21 protein-coding genes and 1 tRNA gene are annotated in these 22,674 nt (G+C 66.8%); 12 read left to right on the forward strand and 10 right to left on the reverse strand.

The genetic code is table 11. The features are described from left to right. Positions 1-100 precede the first annotated feature (100 nt). Together ON00_RS11425 and ON00_RS11430 are read right to left on the reverse strand one after the other, a co-directional pair. The gene (locus ON00_RS11425) at positions 101-574 is read right to left on the reverse strand and encodes a DUF3224 domain-containing protein (RefSeq protein WP_010405895.1); all 474 of its coding nucleotides are present in this window, start codon (positions 572-574) and stop codon (positions 101-103) included. After that, a complete protein-coding gene (locus tag ON00_RS11430; RefSeq protein WP_010405896.1) occupies positions 571-804 on the reverse strand; it encodes a zinc-finger domain-containing protein in 234 nt (77 codons plus the stop codon). The genes ON00_RS11425 and ON00_RS11430 overlap by 4 nt, the downstream gene beginning before the upstream one ends. A gap of 97 nt (positions 805-901) precedes the next feature. Here ON00_RS11430 and ON00_RS11435 point away from each other — a divergent pair, with 97 nt between their 5' ends. From ON00_RS11435 to ON00_RS11455, 5 genes are all read left to right on the forward strand, one after another. Next, positions 902-1,828, forward strand: a complete 927-nt coding sequence (locus tag ON00_RS11435; protein ID WP_010405898.1) for an ABC transporter ATP-binding protein — start codon at positions 902-904, stop codon at positions 1,826-1,828. Between the two features lie 96 nt (positions 1,829-1,924). Further along, entirely contained in the window at positions 1,925-3,526 is a 1,602-nt protein-coding gene (nadB, locus tag ON00_RS11440) for an L-aspartate oxidase (protein WP_010405899.1), read from the forward strand. Between the two features lie 211 nt (positions 3,527-3,737). Continuing rightward, positions 3,738-4,793, forward strand: a complete 1,056-nt coding sequence (locus tag ON00_RS11445) for a serine hydrolase (protein ID WP_010405900.1) — start codon at positions 3,738-3,740, stop codon at positions 4,791-4,793. 53 nt (positions 4,794-4,846) lie between these two features. Then, on the forward strand, positions 4,847-7,600 hold the full coding sequence (gene polA / locus ON00_RS11450; RefSeq protein ID WP_010405901.1) for a DNA polymerase I: 2,754 nt from the start codon (positions 4,847-4,849) through the stop codon (positions 7,598-7,600). Then, a complete protein-coding gene (locus ON00_RS11455; RefSeq protein WP_010405903.1) occupies positions 7,597-9,117 on the forward strand; it encodes a lipopolysaccharide biosynthesis protein in 1,521 nt (506 codons plus the stop codon). Before polA ends, ON00_RS11455 begins: the two co-directional genes overlap by 4 nt. Positions 9,118-9,142: 25 nt before the next feature. Here the strand turns inward: ON00_RS11455 and purH are convergent, their stop codons facing one another. From purH to ON00_RS11475, 4 genes are all read right to left on the reverse strand, one after another. Further along, complete coding sequence (gene purH, locus ON00_RS11460) at positions 9,143-10,708, reverse strand: bifunctional phosphoribosylaminoimidazolecarboxamide formyltransferase/IMP cyclohydrolase (protein ID WP_010405905.1); 1,566 nt, start codon at positions 10,706-10,708, stop codon at positions 9,143-9,145. Between the two features lie 67 nt (positions 10,709-10,775). Then, positions 10,776-12,536, reverse strand: a complete 1,761-nt coding sequence (locus ON00_RS11465) for a heparinase II/III family protein (RefSeq protein WP_040601654.1) — start codon at positions 12,534-12,536, stop codon at positions 10,776-10,778. Then, positions 12,537-13,199, reverse strand: coding sequence for a ribulose-phosphate 3-epimerase (rpe, locus tag ON00_RS11470; RefSeq protein WP_010405908.1), 663 nt, complete (start codon positions 13,197-13,199; stop codon positions 12,537-12,539). Positions 13,200-13,245: 46 nt separating this feature from the next. Beyond that, positions 13,246-14,520, reverse strand: coding sequence for an RsmB/NOP family class I SAM-dependent RNA methyltransferase (locus tag ON00_RS11475; RefSeq protein WP_029622743.1), 1,275 nt, complete (start codon positions 14,518-14,520; stop codon positions 13,246-13,248). Positions 14,521-14,645: 125 nt separating this feature from the next. Between ON00_RS11475 and ON00_RS11480 the strand changes: the two genes are divergently transcribed. Next, complete coding sequence (locus ON00_RS11480; RefSeq protein ID WP_010405910.1) at positions 14,646-14,825, forward strand: DUF1674 domain-containing protein; 180 nt, start codon at positions 14,646-14,648, stop codon at positions 14,823-14,825. A 6-nt stretch (positions 14,826-14,831) separates the two neighbouring features. Here the strand turns inward: ON00_RS11480 and ON00_RS11485 are convergent, their stop codons facing one another. Together ON00_RS11485 and tsaD are read right to left on the reverse strand one after the other, a co-directional pair. Next, the gene (locus tag ON00_RS11485) at positions 14,832-15,803 is read right to left on the reverse strand and encodes an NAD(P)H-dependent glycerol-3-phosphate dehydrogenase (protein ID WP_010405912.1); all 972 of its coding nucleotides are present in this window, start codon (positions 15,801-15,803) and stop codon (positions 14,832-14,834) included. Continuing rightward, a complete protein-coding gene (gene tsaD / locus ON00_RS11490; protein ID WP_010405913.1) occupies positions 15,800-16,831 on the reverse strand; it encodes a tRNA (adenosine(37)-N6)-threonylcarbamoyltransferase complex transferase subunit TsaD in 1,032 nt (343 codons plus the stop codon). Before tsaD ends, ON00_RS11485 begins: the two co-directional genes overlap by 4 nt. Positions 16,832-16,899: 68 nt before the next feature. Between tsaD and hemC the strand changes: the two genes are divergently transcribed. From hemC to ON00_RS11505, 3 genes are read left to right on the forward strand one after another with little or no spacing between them, the layout of a single operon-like run. Further along, the gene (hemC, locus tag ON00_RS11495; RefSeq protein WP_010405914.1) at positions 16,900-17,835 is read left to right on the forward strand and encodes a hydroxymethylbilane synthase; all 936 of its coding nucleotides are present in this window, start codon (positions 16,900-16,902) and stop codon (positions 17,833-17,835) included. Next, positions 17,832-18,503, forward strand: coding sequence for a uroporphyrinogen-III synthase (locus ON00_RS11500; RefSeq protein ID WP_010405915.1), 672 nt, complete (start codon positions 17,832-17,834; stop codon positions 18,501-18,503). Before hemC ends, ON00_RS11500 begins: the two co-directional genes overlap by 4 nt. 31 nt (positions 18,504-18,534) lie before the next feature. Then, complete coding sequence (locus ON00_RS11505; RefSeq protein ID WP_245535569.1) at positions 18,535-19,581, forward strand: hypothetical protein; 1,047 nt, start codon at positions 18,535-18,537, stop codon at positions 19,579-19,581. Here the strand turns inward: ON00_RS11505 and ON00_RS11510 are convergent. Further along, a complete protein-coding gene (locus tag ON00_RS11510; protein ID WP_010405917.1) occupies positions 19,578-20,375 on the reverse strand; it encodes a DUF72 domain-containing protein in 798 nt (265 codons plus the stop codon). The genes ON00_RS11505 and ON00_RS11510 overlap by 4 nt on opposite strands. 83 nt (positions 20,376-20,458) lie before the next feature. Further along, positions 20,459-20,533, reverse strand: a tRNA-Gly gene (locus tag ON00_RS11515). A gap of 200 nt (positions 20,534-20,733) precedes the next feature. On the opposite strand from ON00_RS11515, the gene ON00_RS11520 reads away from it, so the two are divergent. Genes ON00_RS11520 through ON00_RS11530 form a run of 3 tightly spaced genes read left to right on the forward strand, consistent with a single transcriptional unit; the run spans position 20,734 to position 22,474 of the window. After that, positions 20,734-21,630, forward strand: a complete 897-nt coding sequence (locus ON00_RS11520) for a tetratricopeptide repeat protein (protein WP_010405919.1) — start codon at positions 20,734-20,736, stop codon at positions 21,628-21,630. Continuing rightward, positions 21,627-22,265 (forward strand): LON peptidase substrate-binding domain-containing protein, encoded by a 639-nt coding sequence (locus ON00_RS11525; RefSeq protein ID WP_010405921.1) that lies wholly within the window; start codon positions 21,627-21,629, stop codon positions 22,263-22,265. Before ON00_RS11520 ends, ON00_RS11525 begins: the two co-directional genes overlap by 4 nt. An 11-nt stretch (positions 22,266-22,276) precedes the next feature. Further along, entirely contained in the window at positions 22,277-22,474 is a 198-nt protein-coding gene (locus tag ON00_RS11530) for a hypothetical protein (RefSeq protein ID WP_010405923.1), read from the forward strand. Positions 22,475-22,674 lie beyond the last annotated feature (200 nt).

Consider the following 22,674-nt stretch of genomic DNA (forward strand, 5'->3'; position numbering starts at 1 on the left):
GGGAGGCGCTCTGCCTTCGTAAATGGCACAGAGGTCGTGACTGCGGTGTTATGGGCACCCGTTCGCCGTCACCCCGGCCGCGTGCCGGGGTGACCGACGACTATTTGGTCGGCAGCGTATAGGCCAGATCGTAACGGTGCACGCCGCCCTCGATCGTGATCGCGAAGCTGCCGCTAATCCCTTCCAGCGCGCCGGTGCCGCTGTCGGGCGCGATGATCACCGACAGATCGGCGCCGCCGACCTTGTCGATCGTGCCGCGGTGGAGCAGCAGGAAACTTCCCGCCTTGCCATCGACGCTCCCATTGAACTGATCGATCGCGACATAGCCCGCCGGGTGCCCCGGCTTGGGCGTACCCGCTGCCAGCATCGTGCCGGTCGCGCTGCCGGTCATGCCGCCGATGAAGGTCTTGGCGATCCCCATCCGGCTGGTCGGCAAACCGCCGGTCGGCGCATCGCCTTTTGCCTCGGGCGTCATCTTGACCTCGAACGTGCCGGTCGCGTGCTGCATCAAGGTCCTTTCAGGCGCTGCCGCGATGAGCGCGAGCGGCGTCAGCAGCAGCCAACGCGCTTTCAACGCCCCGCGCCATCCCCATGGTCGCGCAAGGTTGCCGGATCGACCCCATCGGCGGGGCCGCCGATCAACACGAAACGCCGGTCGCAATAGCCGCAATCGACATAGCCGCTCTCGTCAATCTCGAGGAACACGCGCGGATGGCCGAGGCTGGCACCGCCGGGGATATCCGACGCGCCATCGCAATGATTGCGGGTGTGGGTGACACGGACGATTTCGGGCGGTGCGATCATGCGGGGCGTTTAGCAGCGGAGTCGCGCGCGAACAATCCTCCCCGGCAGAGGATCGGGAGGATTGAGCTTGCCGCGCCGCGCGCGTAGGGCAGCAGCCATGACCGAGGCCGCTATCTCCATCGCGAACCTGTGCAAGACGTATAAGGGCGGCAAACGTGCGCTCGACGGCGTCAGCTTCGATGTGCCGCGCGGGCAAATTTTCGGCCTGCTCGGCCCCAATGGCGCGGGCAAGTCGACGCTGATCAACATCCTGGCGGGGCTCGTTAACAAAACCAGCGGCAGCGCGTCGATCTGGGGCTTCGACATCGATCAGCACCCGCGCAACGCCAAGGTCTCGATCGGCATCGTCAATCAGGAAATCCTGTTCGACCCGTTCTTCTCTCCGTTCGAGACGCTGGAGATTCAGGCCGGCCTGTACGGCGTGCCCAAGGCCAAGCGGCGCTCGATGGAATTGCTGCGCGCGGTGCATCTGGAGGACAAGGCCAATGCCTATGCGCGCACGCTGTCGGGCGGGATGAAGCGGCGGCTGATGGTCGCCAAGGCCATGGTCCATTCCCCGCCCGTGCTGGTGCTGGACGAGCCCACCGCCGGCGTGGATATCGAATTGCGCCAGCAGCTCTGGGCCTATGTCCGCTCGCTCAACGATGCGGGAATCACAGTGGTGCTGACGACGCATTATCTCGAGGAAGCCGAACAATTGTGCGACCGCATCGCCATCATCAACCATGGCAAGGTGATCGCCAACGAACCGACGCGCGAACTGCTCGCAAAGGCGACCGAGAAACTGGTCGAGGTGACCGTCGACCGCGACGTTGCCGCGCTGCCAACGGCGGCATGTTTCCAGAAGATCGCGCTCAAGGGCACGCGCACGCTCGCCATCACCTATGCCAAGGACCAGGTGAATGCGGGCCAGGTGCTCGCAACCGTGCAGGCCGATGGTTACGGCATCGTCGACGTCTCAACGCGCGAAGCCGATCTGGAGGACGTGTTCCTAAACCTCACACGGGCATCGAACGCCGCCTAATCCGCTTGTCTTCCCGTTCGGTTCGAGCGTAGTCGAGAACCCTGCGGGCCGCCGCGCCAGGTGTCTCGACTGCGCTCGACACGAACGGATTCGCTTTTGCCCCAGACCAACACTTCGGACGTGCTCATCATCGGCTCGGGTGCCGCCGGGCTCACCGCCGCCCTCAATCTCGCCGATCGTTTCAAGGTCACCGTGCTCGCCAAAGGGCGGCTCGACGAAGGCTCCACCGCCTGGGCGCAAGGCGGCATCGCCGCCGTGCTGGAAGAAGGCGACACCTTCGAAAGCCATATCGAAGACACGATGATCGCGGGCGCGGGGCTCAACAACCGTGCGACCGTGGAAATGGTGGTCGAACGCGCACCCGCCGCGATCGCTCGGCTACGCGAACTGGGCGTCCCCTTTGCCACCGAAAGCGAAGAAAATGGCGGCGCGCTGCATTTGACCCGCGAGGGCGGCCATTCGCACCGCCGCATCGTCCATGTTGCCGACGCGACCGGCTGGGCGGTGCAGGAGGCGCTGCAACGCGCCGCGACCGACCATCCCAATATCACGCTCGTCCCCGATATGGTCGCGATCGACCTTGCCACCAGTCGGCATGAGGAGCGCTATTCGGGCGCGGGCCATGTCTGGGGCGTCTATGCCGTCAACCGCGCGACCGGGCGGGTCGAACTGTACACCGCGCGCGCGACCATATTGGCGACGGGCGGCGCGGGGCGCACCTATCTGTTTTCGACCGCGCCGCGTGGCGCAACCGGGGACGGCATCGCGATGGCGTGGCGCGCCGGGTGTCGGGTTTCCAACATGGAGATGATGCAGTTCCACCCGACCTGCCTCTACAATCTCGACGTCAAGAATTTCCTGATTACCGAGGCGGTGCGCGGCGAGGGCGGGCAATTGCTGCTGCCCGACAATGGCTATCGCTTCATGCCCGATTTCGACCCGCGCGCCGAACTCGCCCCGCGCGACATCGTTGCACGCGCGATCGACCATGAGATCAAGCGGCTGGGCCTCGATTACGTCCATCTCGACATCAGCCATATGGGGCCGGACTTCATCCACGAGCATTTCCCCAACATCCAGGAAAAGCTGCTCGGCCTGGGCATCGATATGACGCGCGACCCGATTCCGGTGGTGCCCGCGCAGCATTACACGTGCGGCGGGATCGTGATCGATCTCGACGGCCGCACCGACCTGCCCGGCCTCTATGCCGCAGGCGAATGCAGCGAGAGCGGGCTGCACGGGGCCAACCGCCTCGCCTCGAACAGCCTGCTCGAATGTTTCGTGTTCGGCGAAGCCTGCGCGCAGCATATCAGCGAGCATTGGGACGATTTGCCTCCCCCGCCGGCGATTCGCCCATGGGACGAAAGCCGCGTCGAGGATTCCGACGAGGAAGTCGTCATCAAGCAGAACTGGACCGAAATCCGCCGCTTCATGTGGAATTATGTCGGGATCGTGCGCACCACCAAGCGGCTGGAGCGGGCGCAGCACCGCATCCGCATGCTGACCGACGAGGTCAACGATTATTACGGCCACTTCCGCGTCACGCCCGACCTGATCGAGCTGCGCAACCTGCTGCAGACGGCCGAGCTGATCGTGCGCTCGGCGCTGCACCGCAAGGAATCGCGCGGGCTGCATTACACGCTGGATTATCCCGAGATGTTGCCGGGGGAAGCGCTCGACACCATTTTGGTGCCCTGAAATCAACGGCCTGACCGGTTCCCGCCGAACGCTCGTCTCATCCTGTGACACAGGCGATTCATCGCACGGTTGCCACGAAAAGATTCCTCAACCCTATTGTTGCCCTATCATGGGGTTTGGGGCTCGGGTGAGAGGGTCTTTCTCGGGACATTGGGGCCAGTAAACGGTGACGCGCATTCTTCCGTATCGATTCCCGAAACCGGCGGCGGCGATGCTATTGACCGCTGCTCTGTGCGCCTGCGGTCACGATGCCAACGTCCATGTCGCGCGCCTGGCCGCTCCGCCCGTTCCGGTCGCGGTGCCAAGCCCCGTCGCCGCCGCCCCTGCCCCGCGCCCGGTCGCGCCGCCGTCCGCGCTTGTCGCCAATGTCGCGGCGCTGGTGCGCGCCTTTGATGGGCGGGTTGGCGTGGCGGTGCGCAGCATTGAAGAAGGCTGGGCGGTCGACACTGGCGGCGAGCAGCGCCTGCCACAGCAAAGCGTCAGCAAATTGTGGGTCGCGATGACCGTGCTCGATTTCCGCGATGCCGGGCGCTTGAAACTCGAAGATCCGATCACGCTGACACGCGATGACCTCACCGTCTTCCATCAACCGATCGCCGCGCTGATCAAGGGCGAACAGGGCTATCAGACCACCGTCGGCGAATTGTTGCAGCGCGCGCTGACGATGAGCGACAATACCGCCAATGATCGGCTGTTGCGCTATGTCGGCGGGCCCAACGCAGTGCGCGATTTCCTGCAGCGCAAGCGGCTGGGCGACATTCGCTTTGGGCCGGGCGAACGGCTGTTGCAAAGCCAGACCGCAGGCCTGGTGTGGAAACCCGATTTCGCCTTCGGCAACGCCTTTGCGCTTTCCCGCGCGCGCCTGCCACGCCCCGACCGTATCGCGGCTTATGAACGCTATGTCGCCGATCCGCCCGACGGTGCCGCCCCGCGCGCCATTGCCGACGCGCTGGCGCGGCTCAAGCGCGGCGACCTGTTGTCGCGCAGTTCGACCGAATATCTGCTGACCACGATGGAATCCTCGCACACCGGCAAGCAGCGCCTGCGCGGCGCGGTGCCCGCCGGGTGGACCTTCGGCCACAAGACCGGCACGGGCCAGGATCTCGCCGGGCGCACCGCCGGCTATAATGATGTCGGCCTGCTGATTGCGCCTGATGGCCGCAGCTATGCGATCGCGGTGATGATCGGCGATACGCCCAAGCCGATTCCCGCCCGTCAGGCGCTGATGCAGGCGGTGGTGGCAAGCGTCGTCGCCAATCACGGATAGCCGAGACGAAAGCGGGGCTTTGTCCTCGTCGAAGCTTGGGCTATCCCCCCGCAATGCCGCATCTCTATCTTGTCGATGGCTCGGGGTACATTTTCCGCGCCTATCACCGTCTCCCCCCGCTCACCAACATTCATGGCGAGCCGGTCGGTGCCGTTTATGGCTATACCACGATGCTGTGGAAACTGGCCGATGAACTGCACAAGGCCGATGGCCCAACGCACATGGCGGTCATCCTCGACAAATCGAGCAAAACCTTCCGCAATGACCTTTACGATCAATATAAGGCGCACCGCCCGCCCGCGCCCGAGGATCTCGTCCCGCAATTCCCGATGATTCGCGACGCCACGCGCGCCTTCTCGCTGCCGTGCATCGAGACCGAGGGGCTGGAGGCCGACGATATCATCGCCTGCTACGCCAAGGCCGCGCTCGCGCAAGGCTGGGCGGTGACGATCGTCTCGGCCGACAAGGACCTGATGCAATTGATCGAGCCCGGCCTCGATCTGTACGACACGATGAACAACCGCCGCCTCGGTGCCGAGCATGTTCGCGAGAAGTTCGGCGTCGAACCCGCGCAATTGGGCGACGTGCTCGCGTTGATGGGCGACAGCGTCGATAACGTGCCCGGCGTCACCGGCGTCGGCCCCAAGACCGCGTCCAAGCTGATTGCCGAACATGGCGATCTCGAGGGGGTGCTCGCCGCCGCGCCGACGATGAAAGCGGGCAAGTTGCGCGACAATCTGATCGCACAGGCCGACAATGCGCGGCTGTCCAAGGTGCTGGTCACGCTCAAATGCGACGAGCCGCTGCCGCAGCCACTCGATGAACTGGAATTGCAGGGCATCCCCGATGCCCCCTTGCGCGCCTTTCTGGAGCATCACGGCTTCAAGTCGCTGATCGCCAAATTGTCCGCCGTAGCCGATGCCCCTGTCGCCGCGCCGAAAGCGGTGCCGACCGAGCAGGACCCGCCGTGCGAGCATGATTCGTACGAGACCGTGGTCGACGAGGCGGCACTGGACCGCTGGATCACCATCGCGCGCCACCAGGGCTGGATCGCGATCGACACCGAAACCACAGGGATCGACGCGACCCGCGCCGAACTGGTCGGAATCAGCATGGCGCTGCATCCCAATCTCGCGTGCTACGTACCTCTCGCGCATGGCGGAAGCGGACTCTTTGCGGAAAAACCGGTGCAGTTGAGCGCAGAGGTGGCGCTGGCCAAGCTCAAGCCGCTGTTCGAGGATCCGGGCGTGCTCAAGATCGGGCACAATCTGAAATACGATATGATCGTGCTGGGGCGATTGGGCGTGAACGTCGCGCCTTTTGACGATACGATCTTGATGAGTTTTGATCTCGATGCCGGGCTGCACGGCCACGGCATGGACGAACTCGCCGCAACGCATCTGTCGCATAGCTGCATCGCCTTCAAGGATGTGGTCGGCGTCGGCAAATCGCAGCGCACCTTCAACGAAATCGATCTCGATGCGGCGACGCGCTATGCCGCCGAGGATGCCGATGTCACGCTGCGTCTGTGGCGGCGGTTCAAGCCGCGCTTGCCCGCCGAGGGCGCAACGCGCGTCTATGAAATGGTCGACCGGCCGCTCGTGCCCGTCATCGCGCAGATGGAACGCCACGGAATCAAGGTCGATCGCGAGCGCCTCGCGCAACTTTCGGGGGAGTTTTCCGGCCAGATCGGCGCGCTCGAAGTCGAGATCCATGCGCTCGCCGGGGGACCGTTCACGATCGGCAGCCCCAAGCAATTGGGCGACGTGCTGTTCGAACGCATGGGCATCAAGGGTGGCCGCAAGGGCAAATCGGGCGTCTATTCGACCGACGTCAACGAGCTCGAACGCATCGCCGCCGACCGCGATTCGCCGGGTAAGGACATCGCCACCAAGGTGCTCGAATGGCGGCAATTGTCGAAGCTGAAATCGACCTATACCGATGCCCTGCAAGCGCAGATCAACCCGGCGACCGGCCGCGTGCATACCTCTTACAGCCTGACCGGCGCGCAGACCGGGCGCTTGTCCTCGACCGACCCCAATTTGCAGAACATCCCGATCCGCACCGAAATCGGCCGCCAGATCCGCGATGCCTTTGTGGCGGAACCGGGCAATGTGCTGCTCGCCGCCGATTATTCGCAGATCGAGTTGCGGCTTGCCGCGCACATGGCCGATGTGCCCGCGCTGCGCGAGGCGTTCGCGAGCGGTGCCGACATTCATAGCATGACCGCGCAGGAATTGTTCGGCGAGGTCAATCGCGACACGCGCGGGCGCGCCAAGACGATCAACTTCGCGATCCTTTACGGCATCAGCCGTTGGGGCCTGGCCGGTCGGCTCGATGTGACGGCGGACGAAGCGCAGGCGATGATCGATCGCTATTTCGATCGCTTCCCCGGCATCCGCAACTATATCGCGCAGACCACCGAGAGCGTGCGCGAAACCGGCTACACCACCACCTTGTTCGGGCGGAAAACGCATTTCCCGCGCATCGCCTCCAAGGTGCAGCATGAGCGCCAGGGGGCAGAACGCGCCGCGATCAACGCCCCGATCCAGGGCACCTGCGCCGACATCATCAAGCGCGCGATGGTGCGGATGGGCCCCGCTTTGCTTGAAGCTGGCCTGCCCAACGTGCGGATGCTGCTGCAGGTGCATGACGAACTCGTCTTCGAACTGCCCGAAGGCGATGTCGCCGCCGCCAAGCCGGTGATCGAACGCGTCATGGCCACCGCCGCCCAGCCCGCCGTGACGCTCAGCGTGCCGCTCGGCATCGAGATCGGCACCGGGCTCAGCTGGGGAGCCGCGCATTGAGCGCTGTGGCAAGCGCGACCGGCGGGCGAACCACGGAAGAAATCGACGCGCTGGCCAAGGGCGGCCGCACCAACATCATCGGTTTCATGATGCGGCTGGTGGCGCGGCTGCCGTTCCTGTTCATCGCTGGGCGACTCTACGGCCCGGATACGCTCGGCACCTTCGCGCGCGCGGTGTTGTTCGTCGAAGTCGCGGCCTTGCTCGCGACCTTCGGCCTCAAGCGCGGGCTGGCGCAAGCCATTGCCGAAGCGGACGAGCGACCGCACGTCCAGATCGTGTGGGATTGCCTGGTCGTCGCCGCGATCGCCTCCGGCCTCGCCAGCGCAGCGCTGATGCTGGTGCCCGAGCTGATGTACCACGGCAGCAGCCCGACGCTGCTGGAACGTCTGCTACCCTGCATCATCGTCGCCAGCGCCTGGTCCGACATCATGCTCGCCGCGCTCGCTTATCGCCGCGACGTGCAGGCGACGGTTACCGCGCGCGCGGTGATCGAACCGTGGACGATCTCGATCGCGGCGGGCGTGCTGTATCCCATCGCGCGGCATGATGGGCTGGTCATCGCCTATATGCTGTCGATGATCGCAGCCTTAGTCGCGTCGCTGGTCCCGTTCGTGCGCAGTTATGGCCGCCCGCATGGCTGGCGGCTGCACCCGGCACGCACGATCGCGCTGATCCGCCGCAATGCCCCGCTCGCCGGGGCAGATGCGCTGGAATGGGGCACGCGCAATGTCGATCGCTCGATCCTGTTCCTGATGTTCGAGCCGCGCATCGTCGGCATTTACTGGATGGCGCAGCAAGTCGCCTCGATTCCGGGCAAGCTGAAGACCAGCTTCGACCCGATCCTGGGGCCGGTGATCACCTCCAGCCTCGCGCGCGGCGACACCGCCGGGGTGGCGAGCCAGGTGCGCCAGGTCGGTTTCTGGATTCTGGCCGCACAAACCGGGCTCGCCTTGATGGGTTCGATCCCCGGCGAAGCGGTGATGGGGACGGTCGGGCCACAATTTGTCGCGGGCACGGCGGCACTGGCGTTTTTGCTGATGGCCGAAGCGGCGGCGTCCACCGGAGCGGTGTGCGAATCCGCCTTGGTCTATATCGCGCGGCTGCAGAACATGGCGATTTCGATCGGGATGCTGCTGTTTCAGGTCGGCCTCAGCTTTGCGCTGATCTTCGGCATGCAGGCGCTTGGCTGGCCACTCGCCTATCAGGCGGCAGGCCCGGCCGTGGCGCTGTTCCTGTCGGTCTCGCTGACCTCGATCATCAAATCCAACTATCTCGCCCGCCTGCTGCGGGCACGCGTGGCCGGATGGCGCTGGCCGATGGCATGGGCGGTCGCGGCGGCAGGGCTGGTCGGCGCGGCGTTCACTTCGCTGCCGCATCGCTTCGAATGGGCGGAATTGCTGATCGGGGAACCGGCCATTGCCGGCGTCTATATCTTCGTTCTGTACCGCTGGGCGTTCGGCCCCGAGGACCGTGCGCTGTTCCGGCGGATGCCGGGTGGCGAGGCGGTCGTGGGCTGAACCCCACGCCGCCCCGCCCGCCGTCTCAGTGGCGGAAGTGGCGGACGCCGGTGAACACCATCGCCAGGCCCGCCGCATCGGCCGCCGCGATCACTTCATCGTCGCGGATCGATCCGCCTGGCTGGATCACCGCCGTAGCCCCGGCCTCGACCGCCGCCAGCAGGCCATCGGCGAACGGGAAGAAGGCGTCCGAGGCGACTGCCGATCCGATCGTGCGCGGCGTCGCCCAACCCGCTTTCTCGGCAGCGTCCTTTGCCTTCCATGCCGCGATGCGGGCGGATTCGAGCCGATTCATCTGCCCGGCACCAATACCGGCGGTGCTGCCGCCCTTGGCATAGACGATTGCGTTGGACTTGACGTGCTTGGCGATGGTCCAGGCGAAGCGGCAATCGGCCAGTTCCTCGGCGGTCGGCTGGCGCTTGGTGACGACCTGCAGCTCGGGGTTGCTCGCGCCATCGCGCGTCTGCACCAACCAGCCACCGGTGATCGCCTTGGCGAGCAGCCCGGCGCGCGCCGGGTTGGGCAGGTCGCCGGTCAGCAGCAGGCGCAAATTCTTCTTGGCGGCGAAGATCGCCAGCGCTTCTTCATCGGCGTCGGGCGCAACCACCACTTCGGTGAAAATCCCCGAAATCGCGCGCGCCGTCGCCCCGTCGAGCGCACGGTTGAGGGCGATGATTCCGCCGAATGCAGATACCGTGTCGCACGCAAACGCGGCGGCATAGGCTTCTTCCAAGGTCGCGCCGGTCGCGACCCCGCAGGGGTTGGCGTGCTTGACGATGACACAGGTCGGCGCGGCCTCGCGGAATTCGCTGACCAGGTCGAGCGCAGCATCGGCGTCGTTCAGATTGTTGTAGCTCAGTTCCTTGCCCTGCACTTGCCGCGCCTGACCGATGCCGCGCGCGTGCGGGCCGCTGGCGGTGTAGAAGGCCGCCGACTGATGCGGGTTCTCGCCATAGCGCAGGGCCTGCCCGCGCTTGAGCGTCAAGGGCAGCGTCTCGGGAAAACGTTCTCCCTGATCGGCAAAGGCGAACCACTGCGCGATCATCCCGTCATAGGCGGCGGTCGCCGCATAAGCTTTGGCGGCGAAACGGCGGCGGTCGGCGAGCGTGGTGCTGCCTTGTGCCACCACCGCATAATCCGCCGGATCGGTAACAATCGCGACAAAGGCATGGTTCTTGGCGGCAGAGCGCACCATCGACGGACCGCCAATGTCGATATTCTCGATGATCTCGTCGCGCTCGGCACCCTTGGCGACGGTCGCCTCGAACGGATAGAGATTGACGACGACGAGATCGATCGCGCCGATGCCATGTTCCTCCATCGACGCGACATGCGCGGCATCGTCGCGCACCGCGAGCAGCCCGCCATGCACCACCGGGTGCAGCGTCTTGACGCGGCCATCCATCATTTCAGGGAAGCCGGTCAGGTCCGAAATGTCGCGCACGCTCAGCCCCGCCTCGCGCAGCGCCTTGGCAGTGCCGCCGGTCGAGACGAGTTCGACCCCGGCTTCGGCCAGCGAACGGGCGAGATCAACGATACCGGTCTTGTCGGACACCGACAGCAGCGCGCGGCGAATGGGGATGGTGGTCATGGGGTGCTCCAGGGGATGGCTTTGCGCGTCCCTGCCCGCTCGCCTGCGAAGATTCAACCGGTGCGGTTTATCCCGCGCGCTTGAACGCCCAGCTCACACTCGCCCCACCCGCAGGCGATTCGCCGGTGATGAGGAGTTGCATCGTCGCATGCGGGCGGCCATCGGCATCGATCCACACGCTTTCCTCGACCGCCAGCGTGCCGCCGCGACAGCGGAACTGCCACAACCCGCCCCCCGGCAATCGCAACAACGCCGCAAGGCCATCGGCGGTTGGCGACACTTGCACACCCACCCCAAGGTGAAACCGGACGGCGAAACCAGTCGCCGCCAGCTTGCGGCGCTTGGTCGCCGGGAGCAGCATATCTTCGCCCCGTAGCTCGCGGCCATCGCTGGCCAGGATGAGCTGGCGACGGTGCAGAAACCCGAAGCGGCGGGCATAACCGTCATGGCTGGCCTCGACGCGGCTCAACCCCTCGCTCTCCTGCCGCGCCAGCTCGACCTCCGACACGCCGCGCCCGAGCGTACCGTCGGCATGGATTGCGGTCGAATTGCTATCGCCGACGATCAGCGTCGAGTGCGCCGCCGTGGTGCGCAACCCCTCGGCCAGCGCTGCCGGAAGCTGCACCACACCCGCGCGCGCGCCACCGCAATTGACGACGAGCCGCTGCGCGCCATCGGACATCTCAAACGCCAGCGTCGATGCGCACCCACCCTCGACCAGCCGCGCAATCGGCGGCGGCGCACCGTCGAGGATCACCACCGTGGCCCCGGCAGCGAGCCGCTGATAGCCCCATTCGCGCGCCTGGCGGAGCGGACGCGTGCGCACGCCCGTTGCCGTGATGATCTGGTCGAGCGCGGCGGCCCCGATCGGCGCACCGCCTTGCCAACTGCTGACATCGTGATCGCCGTGGCAGACGCCGAGCAAGGCCGGAACCAGCGCTGCGATCGCATTGGTGACGCTCGTCGGCGCTTCGAGCCGCCGCGCAGCATAAACTTCGCGCAAAGCGGTCAACAGCATCAGCAGATCGACCTGTGCGGCGGGCGCACGCGCGACATTGCCGCCATCTTCAAAGATCGACGCCGCCAGCGTCTTGGCGAGTGCAGCTTCGGTGGCACTGCGCCGCGCATCGCCGCCCGGGATCAGCAAACCGGCCGCGACCACGCCGCACATCGCCGCGACGCGCGGCGCGCCCGGCGCGGCCTTTTCCGCGCCACGGTCGATATGCCGCGCGCCGCGCGCCAGCGTGTTGAGCACGCGGCTGCGGTAGACGAGATCGGTAGACGACAGGATGAGCGGCGCGTGCGCGGTCCACAGCAGGATCCGCCGTCCCCACAGATCCGCGCGCCACGCGGGCTCGCTGACGGTGTCGGCATGGGCATCGAGCCAACGTCGCATCAGCGCCTCGGCAACGGGGATTCCCTGCGCCCGCGTGGCCACGGTCGAGAGATCGCGCAGCCAGGAAAAGCCGTGCAGATACTCGGCAAAAGCCTTGGAAAAATCGGGCTTCGCCAAATCGAGCGCCGCGATCGCGCGCGATTCGCCGCGGAAGCTCAGCCGACCGTCGAGCAATGCGTTGCCGCGCCGGGTATCGCCCAAAAAGGGATCGTCCGGGACTGCGATCAGCTTCAGCGGGTGCCGACCTTTCAGCCGCATCCCGTGAATGGGCGTGCGCCAGGTCAGCCGATGAAAGTGTTCGGCCAGACGTTCGGCCAACGACAACCCCTTGTCTCCCCCTTGGCGGATCAACCGCTTGCCCTCGTCGATGCTGTCGCCCTGCACATTGGGGCCAGACTCGATCGGGGCTCCAAGGGAGGACGGGATACCCATCTAGCCGCGCAGGCCCGCGATATTGGCGGCGTAAGCGCCGGGGCCACCGCGGAAGGTCGCCGTGCCCGCGACCAGCGCATCAGCCCCGGCGGCGATCGCGCGCGGTGCCGTCACCAGATCGATCCCGCCATCGACTTCCAAATCAACATCATAGCCGCCCTTGTCGATCATCTTGCGCACCGCCTCGATCTTGCGCAGCGAACTTTCGATGAACGCCTGACCACCAAAGCCGGGGTTGACGCTCATGATGAGGACCAGATCGACCTCTTCCAGCAGATAGTCGAGCGCCTTGGCCGGGGTCTGCGGGGTCAGCACCACGCCGGGGCGCTTACCCAAGCTGCGAATGTGCTGGAGGCTGCGATGGGTATGCGGCCCCGCTTCGACATGAATGCTGATCGTATCGGCGCCCGCCTCGGCAAAGGCATCGAGATAACGATCGACCGGCGCGATCATCAAATGCACGTCGAGCGGCTTGGTCGTGTGCGGACGGATCGCCTTCACCACCGCCGGGCCGATCGAGATATTGGGCACGAAATGCCCGTCCATCACATCGACATGGATCCAGTCCGCGCCCGCGGCATCGATCGCGCGGACTTCCTCGCCCAATTTGGCGAAATCGGCGGACAGGATCGACGGCGCGATGCGGACGGGACGGTAAGTCATAAGGCGTCAGCCTCTAGCACGGCCACACCGACGGGCAAGCAAGGGATTACCCGGCGCGGCGTAGGCGCGCGATGAAAAAGCCATCATTGCCGCCGGGATCGACCATACCGGGAAGCGTGCGCACCCATCCACCGGGATTGGGCACTATGCCAACCGGAAGCGCATCCTGCGGGACGGCCTCGATCGCATAGTCGCTGCGCGCCGCGAGAAAGCGCTTCAACTGCGCCTCCCCCTCCGCCGGTTCCAGCGAACAGGTCGCAAAAACCAGCATCCCGCCCGGCTTCACCCAATCGGCGGCGCGGGCGAGCAATTTTGCCTGCAGCGCGGCCAGTTCGGTGATCTGCGACGGGCGGATGCGGTGGAGCACGTCGGGATGACGGCGGAAAATGCCGGTCGCGCTACACGGCGCATCGAGCAGCACCGCATCGGCGGGGGCGGGCGGCGACCACAACAGCAAATCGGCCACGATCACCTCTGCGCTCAGATGCGTGCGTTCCAGATTTTCGCGAAGTCGCGCCAGACGACTTTCCGACGAATCGACCGAAGTGACGCTCCAGCCGGCACTTGCGAGCTGCATCGTCTTGCCGCCGGGGGCCGCGCACAGATCAAGCGCGACGCCGGGCCCACGCCCGAGCAAACGGGCGGGCAGCGAGGCTGCAATGTCCTGCACCCACCAGCTTCCCTCCTCGAACCCCGGCAATTCGGGCACATGCGCCGAAGGCAGGCGCACATGACCGGGCAGCAGCGAAACGCCCCCCAACGCCTCCGCCATCGCGGTCGTAGTGGCGGGATCGGCGAGCGTCAGGTCGAGCGGCGGTGGTGCCGCCATCGCGCGCTCCGCCGCCTCGATCCCATCATCGCCCCAGGCGGCGTGCCAGCGAATCGCCACCGGATCGGGTAGGGTCGGCTGCTCGGGAAGCTGGTCGCCACCGCGCATCAATGTGCCGAACACGCCGTGGACAAGCTTGCGCGGGCCGCCATCGACCAGTGGCAGCACGGTCGAAATCGCGGCGTGCGGCGGCGTACCGAGCGACAAGGCCTGGACGAGCGCGATGCGGAGCGCAAAGCGTGCCTTGGCATCATCCGGCAACCGCGTCTTGGTCGCCGAATCGATCAGCGCGTCGAGATCGGGCAAGCGGCGCAGCACCTCGGCCGCGATCGCATGCGCCAGCGCCCGATCGTCGGAACGCTCGATCCCCGCCGTCGCGCGGCCGATCGCCGCTTCCAGCGGAACGCCCTGGCGCAACACGGCATCGAGCAGACGCAGCGCCGCACGGCGCGCAGGGACGCCCGGCGGATCGACCGGTTCGGGCTTGGGCATATAGCGGCGGGGCGGCGGAAGGGTCAAAAGCGAAGTCTCTCATTCATGGGTTGTGGGTTGAATTGCGCGGAAAGACCGCCAATGTCACGCATTGCTCGGCATCGTGCCGTCCCAAGGAACGCCCCATGGCCCGTCGCCCGCCGCATGTGAAGCCACCCACCTATCTCAGCGCGAACCCGCCGCTGCCGCAACCCGAGCCGAAACCGGCGGCGATCGCCGGGCAAAGCGCGAAGGGTGACCCCGATGGCCTTGATCCCACCCGCTATGGCGACTGGGAACTCAACGGCATCGCGATCGACTTCTAGGGTCGGTTATTCCCGCCGCAGCGGACGCGCGAGCAGCGCGCCGACCACCGCAGCGACATCACGCCCGTCGAGCAACGCACAGACCGCGTCCACCACCGGCATATCCACGCCCGCTTCGGCTGCCGCCGCCTGCAATACGGGTGCCGTGAACGCGCCTTCAGCAACGGTCAGCCGATCTGCGAGCAGGTCCGCCGCGCGCTTGCCCTGGCCAAGCCCGACCCCGAGCGAAAAGTTGCGCGAACTGGTCGACGAACAGGTCAGCACCAGATCGCCCAGACCCGACAAGCCGCTCAGCGTCTCCGCCCGCGCGCCGCGCGCAAGGCCAAAGCGCGTCATCTCGGCAAAGCCGCGCGCGATCAAGGCGGCGCGCGCATTCTGGCCCAGCCCCGCGCCCTCGACCACGCCGCAGGCGATGGCGAGCACATTCTTGACCGCGCCGCCAATCTCCGCCCCGATCACATCGGTTGAGGCATAGGGACGGAAGCTCGGGCTGGCGAGCCGATCGGCCAGCGCCGCGCCGAGTGCTGCATCGGCACAAGCGAGCGTCACCGCCGTCGGCTGCCCCGCCGCCACTTCATGCGCAAAGGTCGGGCCGGACAGCACCGCAATCGGCGCATCCGGATAGAGTTGCTGCGCCACTTCGCCGACTAGGAGTTGCGTTCCCGCCTCAATCCCCTTGGCGCACAGCACCAGCGGCGTCGTGGCGACGGGGGTTTCGGCGAGCACTGCGCGGACATGCTGCGCGGGCGCGACCACCAACAGCGCATCGCACCCCGCCAGATCCGCCAGCGCACCGGTCGCCCGGATCGAGCGCGGCAGCGCGATGCCTGCGAGAAAGCGGCTATTCTCGTGCGTCTGGTTGATCGAAGCGACCACTTCGGGCTCGCGCGCCCACAGCAAGACAGGATCACCGCTGCGCGCAGCAACCTGCGCCAGCGCGGTGCCCCAGGCCCCGCCGCCAATAACGCCGATCTTCATGCCTTCACCCCCGCGCCGCGAACCGCCTCTGCCCCCGGATCGAGCGGCCAGCGTGGCCGTGCGGCGATGTCGAGCGGGTCGGTCAACCCCGCTGCAAAGCGCTCTGCCCCGGCCCAGCCGATCATCGCGGCATTGTCTGTGCACAGCCACAAGGGCGGCGCGACGAAGCGCAAGCCGTGCGTGTCGGCCAAGCCGCTCAGCGCCGTGCGCACCGCCGTGTTCGCGGCCACCCCGCCCGCCACCACCAGTGCGGTCGCAGCGCCAGCGCGGTCGAGCGCACGGACGGTGCGATCGAGCAGGCAATCGACTACGGCCGCCTGGAAGGAGGCCGCCAGATCCTCGACGCTCCACGTCTTGGCGTCATGCGCGCGCACCACCGCGCTCTTCAGGCCCGCAAAGGAGAAATGCGGCTCGGCCGATCCCTTCAGCGGGCGCGGCAACGGCACGATCGGTCGCCCCAACGCCGCCGCCGCCTCGACCGCGGGTCCACCGGGGAAGCCCAGCCCCAGCACCTTGGCGGTCTTGTCGAACGCTTCGCCTGCGGCATCGTCGATCGTGGTGGCGAGGCGGCGATAGCGTGCGACGCCTTCGACCAGCAGCAATTGGCAATGCCCGCCCGAAACCAGCAGCAGCAGATAGGGAAAAGCGAGATCGGGATCGGACAGGCGCGGCGACAGCGCATGGCCTTCTAGGTGATTGACCGCGACCAGCGGCTTGCCCGCCGCATGGGCCAACGCCTTGCCCGTGACCAGCCCGACCATCACACCGCCGATCAGGCCCGGCCCTGCCGTCGCCGCGACCGCATCGACATCGGCCAGCGTCACCCCGGCGTCGGCCAGCGCCGCCTCGACCAAGGGCGCCAGCACTTCGACATGCGCGCGCGCCGCGATTTCAGGCACCACGCCGCCAAACGGGCGGTGCGCCGCCTCCTGCCCCGCCAAACGGTGGGCGAGAATGCGCCGGTCGGAGGTCACCAGCGCTGCCGCCGTTTCGTCGCAGCTCGATTCAAGGCCAAGGATCAGTGCCATGCACCGCCCGTAGCGTGTTGCGCGGCGCTTGTCGAAATCGGGTCGCTTCGCCACAAAGGGCGCTCGCAATGGAGGGGAAGCGCGTGACCAGCCCACAACTCAAACTCGGCACACGCGGATCGCCGCTCGCGCTGGTGCAAGCCAATATGGTGCGCGACACGCTGTGCCATGCGCATGGCTGGACGACCGACGCAGTCGAGATCGTGCCGATCAAGACCACCGGCGACCGCGTACAGGATGTGGCGCTCGCCGAGATCGGCGGCAAGGCGTTGTGGACCAAGGAACTCGACCGCGCGCTGCTGTCGGGTGAGATCGATTGCGCGGTCCATTCGATGAAGGATGTCGAGACGATCCGGCCCGCCGCCATCGCCATCGCAGCGATGCTGCCGCGCGCCGATGTGCGCGACCGGCTGATCGGGGCCGAGAGCATCGCCGCGCTCCGCCCGAACGCGATCGTCGGCACCAGCTCGCCGCGCCGCGTCGCGCAATTGCGACGGATGCGGCCCGATCTGACGACCGTGCTGTTTCGCGGCAATGTCGATACCCGCCTCGCCAAGGTCGCCGCAGGCGCGGTCGACGCCTCGATGCTCGCGGCAGCGGGGCTCGATCGGCTTGGCCGCCCCGATGTCGGCGTCGGAATCGCGATCGACGTCATGCTGCCCGCCCCCGCACAGGGCGCGGTCGGGATCGAGGCGCGGGCAAGCGATGCGCGCATGCTCGGCTTGCTCGCCGCGATCGACGATGCGGCGACGCATTGCTGCGTGCTGGTCGAGCGCGCGCTGCTGGCCGCCCTCCAGGCCGATTGCCATTCCCCGGTGGCCGCACTGGCGACGCGCGACGCCGACACCATCCGCCTGCGCGCCGAATTGTTTGCCGAGGATGGCAGCGCCCATGTCGCGGGCGAAGCAAGCGGGGCGGTTGGCGATGCTGCGCTGGCCGAGCGACTGGCGGCCGATCTGCTGGCGCGGGCCCCCGCTTCGGTACGGCGGCTGTTCGCGGCGTGACCACGCTGGCGGTGTTGCGGCCCGAGCCGGGCAATGCCGCCACCATCGCCCGCGCCCGGGCCGCCGGGTTCAAAACCGTGTCGGTCCCGTTGTTCGCGGTTCAGGCGCTCGCTTGGGATGTCCCCGATGCCGCGCGATTCGATTCGCTGATCCTGACCAGCGCCAACGCGCTGCGCTTCGGCGGGCCCGGATTGGAGGCGCTGCGGCAGCTTCCCGTTCTGGCGGTCGGGCCGCGCACCGCTGCCGCCGCACGCGCGGCGAGTTTTGACGTCATGGCGACGGGTGAGGGCACGGCCGCCGACATCGCTGCGCTCGCCAGCGCGAACGGATTTACCACCGCCTTGCACCTGACCGGCCGCGACCGCACGCTGGAGCGCGGCGGGCCGATTGCAGCGGTTGTGCCCGTCTATGAAAGTGCCCCGATCCCGATCGAGGAGACCGCGCTTCGCACGCTCGCCGGGACGATCGCGCTGCTGCATTCGGCACGCGCGGCGCGGCGGCTGGGGGCTTTGGTCGACGGAACGGGCATGGACCGCGCGACCCTGGGCATCGCGGCGTTCAGTTCGGCAATCGCCACCGCCGCCGGGCATGGGTGGCGCGAGGTCGCTGTCGCAGCGACACCGGACGACGCCGCGCTCTTCGCCGCGGTGCGCGCGACGAGCCGTTGACCGCCCGCGTCAGCGCCCCGATAAGGCGGCGATGGACGCCACCCCACCTCCCGTCCCTGAAACCGCGCCTGCGCCTTCCGACTCACCTCGGGTAGAGCCGATCACGCCGCGTATCGTTCCCCCCTTCGTGCCGCCCCCACGGGTCGCGGCGTCGGACGGGCTCGGTTGGCGGCGGGCGATCGCGCTCGGGTTGATCGCGTTCCTGATCGGGGCCAGCGCGACGGCCTTCGTCATCTTGCGTCTGGTGCGCGGCGGCGACACAAAGCCGGTCGCAACGGTCACGCTCCCGGTTGGCAGCAACGGGCAAGCCCCGGTGGTGATCGTACCCAGCAAGACCAATGCCCCGGTCCCGACGATCGACTTGGCCGCTTTGTCCAGCCGCGAGGCCGAATTGGCCGACAAGATCGGTGATCTGGAAGTACGGTCGGGCACGATCGATCGCGATGCACGCCGCGCCTCTGGCTATGCGACGCGGGGTGAGGGGCTGATGGTCGCCTTCGCCGCGCGCCGGGCGCTCGATCGCGGGCTTAATCTCGGTTTTCTCGAGGATCAGTTGCATGAGCGCTTCGGCAACGCCCAGCCTGCTGCCGTTGCCACGATCGTGCAGGCCGCGCGCGAACCCGTAACGCTCGAAGATCTCCGCATCGGCCTGGACGGGGTTGCGCCCGAACTGATGACGGGGGCGGCCAGCACCGGCTGGTGGCAAAGCCTGACCCGCGAGCTGAGCAATCTGGTCGTGGTGCGCAAAGCGGGGACACCGTCGCCCTTGCCAGTCGACCGCGTGGCCCGGGCGCGGCGATTGCTCGATGCTGGGCAAGTCGAGGCCGCCTTGGCCGAAGTTTCGCGCACGCCCGGTGCGCCCCGCGCCGAACGTTGGACGAGCGCGGCACGGCGCTACATCGCAGCACGACGCGCGCTCGATACGATCGAAAGCGCCGCCCTTTTTGCCCCCGGGGTCAACGCCGCACCCGCTGCCGTCGTCGCACCCGCCCCAACAGTGCCGGCTGCGCAGGGCGTGTCGGCACCCGCGGGTGCCGCGCCTCAACCGACGCCGCAGCCCACAGTTCCGGCGCGCTAGCCGTCGATCCGTTCGATCAGCGCCATCGCTCCGGCGGGCGCACGGACCTTCGCCCCATTGATGAAGAACACAAAGGTCTCGCGCGGCACCACCGGCGCGGGTTCGGCGAGACGCGGGAGGTGATCGGGCGCTTCGCCCCGCGCCCACCCGCGCGCCGCCTCAGCCCAGCGGTCGAGCACTGCCGGAGCATAGCCGGTCGGCTCCTCCTCAACCGCAGCTTCGAGCCGGGCATAGACGAAATCCCCGCTGACATCGGCGATCGCCGGATAGTCCGCCGAATCGGCATAGACAATCGCCACACCGGCGGCGCGCGCCAGCGCGACGAATTCGGGGACCTGAAAACTGGCGTGGCGAACCTGCACCGCGTGACGAAGCGCAACGCCGTCCTGATGCGTCGGCAGCAGCTTCAGAAACGCCCCGAAATCGTCGGGGTCGAACTGCTTCGTCGCCATGAATTGCCACAAGATCGGCCCCAGCCGGTCGCCCAGCTCGACAATCCCCTGCCCCGTGAAGCGCGCGATCGATTCGCTAGCCTCGGCCAGGACCTTGCGATTGGTGCAGTAGCGCGAGGCTTTGAGCGCAAAGACAAAGCCGTCCGGCACGGTTTTCGCCCAGGATGCGAAGGTCGCCGGCTTTTGTGAGGAATAATAGGTTCCGTTGACCTCGATCGCGGTCAACTGCGCCGCCGCATATTCGAGTTCGCGCTTGATCGGCCATTTCTCGGGGAAAAATACCCCGCGCCACGGCTCATAGGTCCAGCCGCCAATGCCGATTCGGATTTTGCCTGTGGTCATAGGCGCGACGCTAACCCAGACACGCAGCGCGTGCCACCGCCGCGATGGCACCGTCGTCTAAGATTTCCGAGGAAGGAAATCGCTGGAGCGGGCGAAGGGATTCGAACCCTCGACCCCAACCTTGGCAAGGTTGTGCTCTACCCCTGAGCTACGCCCGCTCTGGCGTTACGGCCCAATCCGTCGCTGACTGGGCAGGTAAGGCGGCGGGCTCTAACAGCGACATTCACGCTCGGCAACCCCCTTATCGCAGCAAAGTGCATTCGCTGCCCCGATCGTGCGAAAAGGGTTGGCTTCGCGGCCCGAGCAACCACATAAGGCCGGGCACACTGGATTGGAGCGACACTTGGCTACCCTGGGTATGAGCAGCGCCGAACGCGACGCCGTGGAGAGCTTCCGCCGCGACGTCGTCGAACCGTCGATGACCAAATTGGTGATCATCGATTTCTGGGCGGAATGGTGCGGGCCATGCAAAGCGCTGACGCCGCTGCTCGAAAAGGTCGCCGCCGCTTATGCCGACAAGGGCGTGGTGCTGGCCAAGATCGACACCGACAAGAACCAGTTCATCGCCGCGCAATTCCAGATCAAGTCGATCCCGACCGTCTATGCCATGTTCCAGGGGCAATTGGTCGCGGACCTGACGCCTGCGCGCAGCGAAACTCAGTTGCGCACGATGCTCGACCAGATCCTGAAGCAGCTGCCGATCGAAAGCCCCGAGGCGAGCCTGGAAGCCGAGCTCGAACCACTGATCGCGATGGGCGAGCAAGTGCTGGTCGAGGGCGACGCGGCGCGCGCCGTCAGTGTGTTCGCGCAGCTGGCCGAAATGGCCCCCGAGCATCCCGCCGTCCTGTCGGGCATGGTTCGCGCGCTGGTCGCCGACAAGCAGACCGATGCCGCCGAAGCGGCGATCGCGGCGCTGCCCGAAGAGATTGCCAAGCTGCCCGAGATTGAGCGCGCGCGCAGTGCGCTGGCGCTGGCGCGCGAGGCCAGGCCGGTTGACGATCTGGCCGGGCTTGCCGCCGAAGTCGCCGCCAATCCGCAGGATTTCGACAAGCGCTTCGCCCTGGCCGGTGGTCAGATGGCGGCGGGCGACCGCGATGGGGCTGCGGCAACGCTGCTGGCGATGATTGCCGATGATCGCAGTTGGAACGAAGGGGCCGCGCGGACGCAGTTGCTCAAGCTGTTCGAAGTCGTCGGGTTGGAAGATCCCTGGGTGTCGGCGCAGCGGCGCAAGCTGTCCGCGATCCTGTTCGGGTGACGACGACGCGGCTCTCGATCTTCCCGCTGGCAGGGGCGTTGCTCTTCCCGAGGATGCATTTGCCGCTGCACATCTTTGAGCCGCGCTACCGCGCGATGATTTCCGACGCGATGGCGCGCGACCGCCGAATCGGCATGGTGCAGCCGCGCCCCAATCTTCCCGCGGGTGCCGGCGGTCGCGCCGACAAGCCCGCTTTGTTCGACATTGGTTGCGTCGGCAAGATCGCCGAGTTCGAGGCGAGCGAGGACGGCCGCTACAACCTCATCCTCGAAGGGCTGTCGCTGTTCCGCATCGTGCGCGAACTGGACGTGGCAACCGCGTTCCGCCAGGTCGAGGCCGAGCTGATCGCTGGCCCCGCCACCCCCGAAATACTGTCGCTCTCGCGCCGCTCTGCGCTGGAGAGCGAATCGCGCGCTTTTGCCGATGCGCAGGGCTATGCGGTCGATTGGGACGCAGTGACGCGGCTCGACGACGAATCGCTCGTCAACGGCATCGCGCAGATCGCGCCCTTCGATGTGGCGGCAAAGCAGGGGTTGCTCGAAGCGGGCAGTATCGAGAATCGCGCCGAATTGATCATCCAGCTTATGCAGTTTTTCGGGCGGCATGACGGTGAGGAATCGGTGACGCTGCAATAGGGGCACGCGCAATGAGCAAGGCCAGGCGCAAAGGCCGCATCGGCGGTGCTGCGATGATGATCGGGATGTTCTTCGCGACGCTGTTCGACCCGAAAAAGGCGGCAGCGGTGGTCCATATCGATACCCAGCGGCGGATTGGCAGCGAAAGCGAGCGTATCGCAGCTACCGCCAGTGCGCCGCCGACCGGTGCCGGGGATGTGCGCAACTGATCGTCGCGCTGCGGGGTATCGGTGGATGTGTGTTCGCGCGGAGGACGCAGAGAGGGTGCGCGTCGCTTGCCTAACGCTACCCCCGCGAGAGCCTGAGCCAAGGAACGGTATGGGGTGGCAGAGATCTGCCGAGAAGAGCGTTCTCTCCGCGTCCTCCGCGCCTCCGCGCGAACCCAATCAACGCACGAGCGTGCGCTGCC

This window comes from Sphingomonas echinoides ATCC 14820 (assembly GCF_000241465.1).
GTDB classification, from domain to species: Bacteria; Pseudomonadota; Alphaproteobacteria; order Sphingomonadales; family Sphingomonadaceae; genus Sphingomonas; species Sphingomonas echinoides.